General features: G+C 43.0%; 7 protein-coding genes and 1 pseudogene. All 8 read right to left on the reverse strand.

Features of this window, described 5'->3' with window-relative positions; genetic code table 11:
- Positions 1-254: 254 nt before the first annotated feature.
- Positions 255-1514, reverse strand: coding sequence for a hypothetical protein (locus D6D85_RS08780; protein WP_125671683.1), 1260 nt, complete (start codon positions 1512-1514; stop codon positions 255-257).
- Positions 1495-1950, reverse strand: coding sequence for a hypothetical protein (locus D6D85_RS08785; RefSeq protein ID WP_125671684.1), 456 nt, complete (start codon positions 1948-1950; stop codon positions 1495-1497). The genes D6D85_RS08780 and D6D85_RS08785 overlap by 20 nt, the downstream gene beginning before the upstream one ends.
- The gene (locus tag D6D85_RS08790; RefSeq protein ID WP_125671685.1) at positions 1877-2542 is read right to left on the reverse strand and encodes a hypothetical protein; all 666 of its coding nucleotides are present in this window, start codon (positions 2540-2542) and stop codon (positions 1877-1879) included. Before D6D85_RS08790 ends, D6D85_RS08785 begins: the two co-directional genes overlap by 74 nt.
- Before the next feature lie 225 nt (positions 2543-2767).
- Positions 2768-3322 carry a hypothetical protein gene (locus D6D85_RS08795; protein ID WP_125671686.1) on the reverse strand — a complete coding sequence of 185 codons (555 nt, stop codon included), beginning with the start codon at positions 3320-3322 and terminating at the stop codon, positions 2768-2770.
- Entirely contained in the window at positions 3319-3816 is a 498-nt protein-coding gene (locus D6D85_RS08800) for a hypothetical protein (protein ID WP_125671687.1), read from the reverse strand. Before D6D85_RS08800 ends, D6D85_RS08795 begins: the two co-directional genes overlap by 4 nt.
- Entirely contained in the window at positions 3813-4958 is a 1146-nt protein-coding gene (locus D6D85_RS08805; protein ID WP_125671688.1) for an AAA family ATPase, read from the reverse strand. The genes D6D85_RS08800 and D6D85_RS08805 overlap by 4 nt, the downstream gene beginning before the upstream one ends.
- Before the next feature lie 8 nt (positions 4959-4966).
- Positions 4967-5764 (reverse strand): RAMP superfamily CRISPR-associated protein, encoded by a 798-nt coding sequence (locus tag D6D85_RS08810; protein WP_125671689.1) that lies wholly within the window; start codon positions 5762-5764, stop codon positions 4967-4969.
- A pseudogene (locus tag D6D85_RS16335) lies at positions 5761-6386 on the reverse strand (hypothetical protein); the annotation flags it as partial. The pseudogene D6D85_RS16335 and the gene D6D85_RS08810, both read right to left, overlap by 4 nt.

Here is a 6386-nt window from a genome sequence, read left to right on the forward strand (position 1 = left end):
CCCAGTCTGGTATGCTTTATACGATACCAGAATAGGTGGAGCTGTGCTCACAGCAAGGCACTCCCCTAAGGCACCAGATGTGGGATCCATCGTGAAAACAGAGCTGAAAATCGCAGAAAATCGAGAGTAATTAAACGATCCTATCATTCTCCTCTCTATATGGGACGCAATACATGATGCAGACTGCTCATGTTGACTTTTAGTCCCCTTTCGCTTAAATCCATAACACTAGAGGTATTGCAAAGTTTTTGTAGCTATCTCCTAGGTGTGAGCGGTATTGCGCTTGCTTTCTCTTTAAGCCTCTCAAGAAGCGTCCTATAAAAGGATAACACGTGGGATGTGGGGCCTGCTGCTATGTAAAGCAGCTTCCTTTTACCCGATGATATCCTCTCAGCAATCGTCCTTGAGACAGCTGGATCCTCGCTTGAAAGAGCAAATTTGGGCTTTATTCCCAGTTTTAAGTCCTCTATTAGCCTCTCTAGGTAAAAGCAGGAGTACATGGCAGTTGGATAGGAGAGAGGAGTCCCTATCAGCCAGATCTCCCTGCATTTTTCGGCAATATCCGCAGATTTGAGAATTGACACGAGCAGATATATGTCACATGGGCCCATTTGCTCTGAGAAATCAACAGCAAGGCTGAATTCTTCTCCCTCAACTTTGCTCTTAATTTCCTCTTGAAGTCCTATATAGGAGTTCATCCTTCCGAGTGCTACCTTACTTATGTAATTAGTAATTTTGCTAAAATTGAGCTTGCTTGTCAGAACAAGTGCTTTTCTGTTCTTCTCCTCAATTTTAACCTTCAGCTCTATTTTCTCCCCGCAACAGATGCGTCTTAGCATGTCAACTCCTTCCTCTAGCTCCTCCAAGGACGGATCGGCTTCTATGACAGATGTAGTGAGCTCTGCATCCCTTGCCTCCTTATTCAGCTTGCTCCATCCCATCATCCAAGACAGAAAAGCTGCAAGAGATCCTGTTATCTCCTGATCCTCCGGAACCGAGAAAAGGTCGACAGGTGTGCGAATTTGGGAATTTCCAAGGCCAATAGCCCCGGCTATTTCTCTGGCCAATGATTGCTGAAGCGCAACTATTCTGTATGAGAATCCCAGCCTGTGAAATCCACTTGTAATGGCGTGGAATGCGAGAGGCGTGACTTTAACTGTTTCCAAGCATCCAACAGATTTTATCTCTCCCCTCTTCATCCTTATATGACCTCCTTTTGGGGATGCTGCGCCCTCTTCTTCTTTCAGTATAACAAATCTTTCCACATTCATGTGAAAAATGGGATTTGCCTCCAAAGCTCTTATAAGCTCGTAATTTTTATGTGAGAGCACTAAAGAGACCTCTCCTGTGCAGGAGTCCACTACAGCTCTCACCTCATTTCCCTCGATGTCACTGTTCCACATCCCATGCGTTGCTAAGAAGATCCAGAGCGATGATGCTCTGTTAAAGAGACCTTTCTTTTTGTCTATATTTTCGAGCTTAACACACAATCCCTCATATCTCAAGGAGCTCAAGCCCTATCTCCTCCCTTTTCGATAGATCGAACCTGCCATTCTCACCTTTAAGGACTGAGATGACAGAATCCAAGCTTTCCAAGAACTTATCTTTTTGAAAGACAGGCCTCATTATAAGGGACGCGAGTTTAATATCCTTTCCATTTATCTTCTCCACTATTTTCAGCAGGACTCCCTTTGGAACCTCTCCCACGGTCAGAATTGTACCTCCACCTGATGCCTTGGCAACAGCCCTAGAGCTCCACTCCTCATCCAAGTTTTCGCCCTCTACCTTCTCACTAACAGCTTCGTTAATTCCGCTTTTTATTATTTTGCATGCATCCGAGCTCTTCTCCGTGTACAGAAGGATGAGCTCTCTTCCTTCATCCCTTAGCTTTTTGAGAGCCTCTAAAACATTGCGAGCAAGGGATTCCCTGAGCTTTGGAACAAGGACCACGATCTTGTTTCCTATCTCCTCTTTTTTTTCTCTCCTCTCCTTCTTCTTTTATTTCATCAGAGAAGTTTAGCCCTTTAGCCCTCATTACAAGGGAAATTCTTCTCCTGATGAGAGGACTAAGCTTCTTCTCATCAAATGGTGGAACTTTCTCAAGAACTTCTTTACACACCATTGGAGAGGCATAAAGAAGGAGCATGCAGAGGAAATTGTCCAACGAGAAGAAATCTCTCCTTTCTTCTTCAAATTCCCCTACTTTCTGTCTCCACTTCTCCAGCTCGCTTAAAAGTTGATTTTTCAGGATAAGCTCATTATCAGGGGGGATTAAGAGGGGATTTGGGAGCTGTACTTGGGATTCTCCCTTTTCAAGGGGCTTTTTGCTCATATAGATCACGGGCTGAGGAGCAAGTGCATTAATGAAATACTTAAGGGAGTCCTCATGAGCTTTTGCAGGATTGTCCTTCAGCTCAATGCAGATATACCCTCCATTGAGCACGAGAAGCAGATCCACCTCTATTGTCTGTGGGTTTACATAGACCATATCCGGATAGTAAACAGAGAAGGATGGTTCCACATAGAAATCAAGTTCTCCCATATCTAGACCTCCTTTATTGCTGATGATAAAAGGCATTCTTTATATTTTTATCTTCAGATTCTGTGTATTGTCTCTAGCACAGCATTCTTTTTAGGGTCTATTTACCTTAGAGATTAATGAAATTCCCAGTCTGCCGATAAAGAACAGGAACATACACAGTCCCCAATACCCCGTCAGCGTAATCTTTTCTAAACTGCATTAGCTCACTAGCCTCATTAAAACCGTTTATGAACTATGTCCTCTGACTCCTGTTCTAACCGCAAGCAGGTCTCCCTCGTGCAAATACCCTCTGGTCACGCTGAAGGATAGCTTCTCTAGGTTCTCTGCTACCTCTTCAAGGGATTCTATTCCGCTCATTTTCAACTCAAGCGGAATACTGGCATCCCACACGACTATCTTCTCGGTCGATATCAATGGAATTATCTTTTTCAGAATTTTCGATTGAAGAGCCTCTTTACTGCTGATATATACTCCATATAAATTTGCTAAAATATCTTCTTCATATAATGGCAAAATCTCTTTCCCCATATATTCTGCTGGGCTAGGTGTCAGCAGAGCAGCAAGAAGATTATTAGCGTTTTTCCCGATAATATCCCTGAATATCTGCAAAAACTCATCATACGATTCAATAAGGATGTTTCTTGCACAATCCACATTGTATACCCAATCATCAACGCATTTCTTTAGTAAGAGAGCTGTAATCTGCCCCTCTGTGATGACCTCAAACTCGTCATAGCCAAGAAGATGAGGTGATCCGGAGGAGAGTTCGAGAACGATCATCTGGCCCCACCTTGTATTATAGCATAATCAAATCCCACTCTTTTTATCTCTTTCTCATATCTTTCTTTTTTACCAACTTTATTTTTAATGATTACAACAGCCACTGTTTTTGGCGTAGCATTAAAGCAGAAACATTGATCTTTATATACGTATCCACTTATCTTCTCCTTTAATTTTTTAAGTATAACATTAAAATTTTTTCTACTTTTGCATTCTACATGAAGACATATGCTCTTATTTTTGTATAGCTTCACTAGTACAAAACAGTCAAACATCTTTCCCTCTTTTATCCACTCGTGAGGACAATTCCTAAACTTTGCATGTACATTATGATTCAATCTGCATACTCTGACCTCTTTTATATAAAAGCTTGATCTTATCTTTCCCTCCTCTTTTCTAACCTGTTCAATTATGTTCGATATTGAGCCGCACTCCGGATCTTCTGTCTTCTTATTTACTTCATCGAGCATATTTTCCAGACATTCTGATCTCATCCCACTACCTCTCTGTAAGCTCCTATTTCCCTTCTGAAGAGCTCTAAATCAGTTATATTTTCTTTAGTCAACTTCCAGGCCCTCCCATTATGGACATAATATGCAGGAAATCCATGTGCAATAGCACTGGAGAGCAGAAGACCTGTATGCAGCTCGGCCACAAGCTTGACTCTTATTTTCTTATCAATTATTAAATTTATAAGATTTACGAGCCAGTCCACATGAACTCCAGCATCGAAGACCTCCACAAGCAGAATACCTCCTAGTCTCATACTCAGCTTCTCAGCAAGTTCTATAAAATTATCTATTCTGTAAATTCCAAGTAATATGTTTAGAATCTGGAGAAAACCATCGCTCATGGAGCTAAGAGGAAGATCAGGGAATCCCTCTTGACGGACAAATATCTCCTCTCTTCCAAGGATAAGGTCTTCTATAGACATCGAATCACCAACTGCTATGTTTAGGTCTTCAATAAGCTCTCCTATTTTCGCCCTTTCAATAGAGTAGAGATCTCTTATGCCATCTCTTGCCTGATTCAGAAGGTCATCACGCGAAGATCGGTACAAATATAAGTAGGGAAGATACTGTCGTCCCTGCTCCTCAAGATATTTCTTGAGATCCTTAAGCTTCCCTGAAAGATCTAGGAGCTCTCCAAGCTCGACTCCTTCCCCCTGCAGCGAAGAAAGATAGCCGGTATCCAGAAGGTATTCCCGTGTCTGTGGAGGAGGAGCCGATTTCATTCGGGATACCTTCTTTCTGTAGATTACTTCACTGCCGCCCTGCTTTTCATCATATCTGTGAAGAAACTCATATCTCTTGCTTTCGAACTCGTAGCTTGTTACTTTCGGCTTCTGCCTCTCTATGGGATGCGAGAATTTGGCTGTTAACAAAAAAGTCCCAAATGGGTCATTAACCTGAGCTTCTATTCTTAGCTCCTCTTTGCCTATGCTCGCATAATCGGAGAGATTTGGATATTCCCTTCCCTGAACTGGGCCTAAAAGCATGCACAAAACCAGCTCTATTGCTCTCATTATGCTGGACTTTCCCCCGCTATTCGGACCGTACAGCAGAGTCACATCTCCTATCTCTATATCAGCTTCTTCTATTCTAATAAAATTCTTCATATTTATTTTTCTTATCAAGAAACCACCTAGGGAATCTCCATCAGGCCATATCCCACTAAAGTTTTTGCCCCGATCCCCTTTTTAAGCACTTCCTTCAGGAATTGCCCGAGCTGATTCCTCAACTCCCTTCCCTTATCCCTCATCAATGGCCGAGGGGGATTGCTAAGAAAACCTCCGATCAGTATTCTGAAGGTGACATCGGTGTTTATCACGGGATAAAACACGGGCTTAGGCTCTGCCTCCACCTCCCTTATCTTTCCATCCTGTTCCCTGTACATAGGGGTTGTTACTTCCGGAACGATGAGGTTATACCTAGACCTGACTGGATAGGAATCGAGAAATATTACTAGGGAAGCTTCACTTTTTGATCCAAGAAGGGGGACAAGATCCGGCCTTTCCCTCTCTAAATGCGACCTAAAAGCCCCTTTCAGTGAAGATCCCGGTATATAGGGAAGATTGAGAATGGGATCCCATGAGAGCCCCACCTCAAATATCTGCTTTCCAAATACCTCGCTTGCCATTCCGACTATCAATCTGGATGTTGTTGTCGCGAGAAAATCGAAGACATCATAGCCACATGATAGAAGGGCTGATTTCTGTGCATCCAAAAGATTTGATGCCCTGTTAAACGCTTCTCTCAGTCTCTCAGGCGAGTAGGCTTTGAACAAATCCTCAAGAATTTCCCTTTTCTCCTCGGGAATCTCCTTTCCCTCCGCCCTGCTCTTAAGATAACTCACGCTTCTTATCCTAAGCCAGGAGAGCACGTTTATTGAGGAGGGATCGGGAAAAATCCTCTTAATCTCGTCAAAAATTCTCTCGCTCATGGGAATATCACCTCCATTTCATATCCAGTCCTGTCAAGATAGCCCTCAAGGCTTGAGATAGACGTGAGATATGCCTCCTTTACCTTTGAGAGATCTATCCTCAGGGGAACTGGTCTTCCGATTCCCTTCCATCTGATCTCAGTTGGCCAATCACCTGAGAGGAAGAGAGTGAAGAGGGCCTCATTTTCATGAACTGCGAGATGAACTGGGCTCGCTCTCCTTTTCTTGATCTCTCTGGCCTCCGCATCAAGATATCCAGTCCCCCTCTGCGTTCTGGGAAGGCCCAGAAACCAAGCCAATCTCCCTCTTGTTATGGCATCTTGGCTTTTATCTGCACTGCTTATCCTGAATCCCATTTTTCTCGATCTCTCTGGTCTGTAGAAGAAATCTTGGAGCTCTATAACCATTGTCTCAACATCCTTCCTGTTTCTGGGTTTAGCTCTTATTACTGTGAAAACGGGAATTTCTTTCTTATTAAATAACTTTGTTGGTCCGTTGATCCCTGATAGATCAATTTTTGCCTCGGATATACAGTCAACAGGCGGTATTTCGGATGGATTTCCCTTTCCCAAGTTTAAATAGGATCTTGCCGACCTGAGGGTTTCCCCTATCAGCTCCCTTA

The organism is Candidatus Methanodesulfokora washburnensis, assembly GCF_003947435.1.
Classification (GTDB): domain Archaea; phylum Korarchaeota; class Korarchaeia; order Korarchaeales; family Korarchaeaceae; genus Methanodesulfokora; species Methanodesulfokora washburnensis.

Coding starts and splice junctions, on each gene's coding strand:
- D6D85_RS08795 (WP_125671686.1), bottom strand. CDS start 3,322: ATGATCGTTCTCGAACTCTCCTCCGGATCACCTCATCTTCTTGGCTAT.
- D6D85_RS08790 (WP_125671685.1), bottom strand. CDS start 2,542: ATGGGAGAACTTGATTTCTATGTGGAACCATCCTTCTCTGTTTACTAT.
- D6D85_RS08800 (WP_125671687.1), bottom strand. CDS start 3,816: ATGAGATCAGAATGTCTGGAAAATATGCTCGATGAAGTAAATAAGAAG.
- D6D85_RS08810 (WP_125671689.1), bottom strand. CDS start 5,764: ATGAGCGAGAGAATTTTTGACGAGATTAAGAGGATTTTTCCCGATCCC.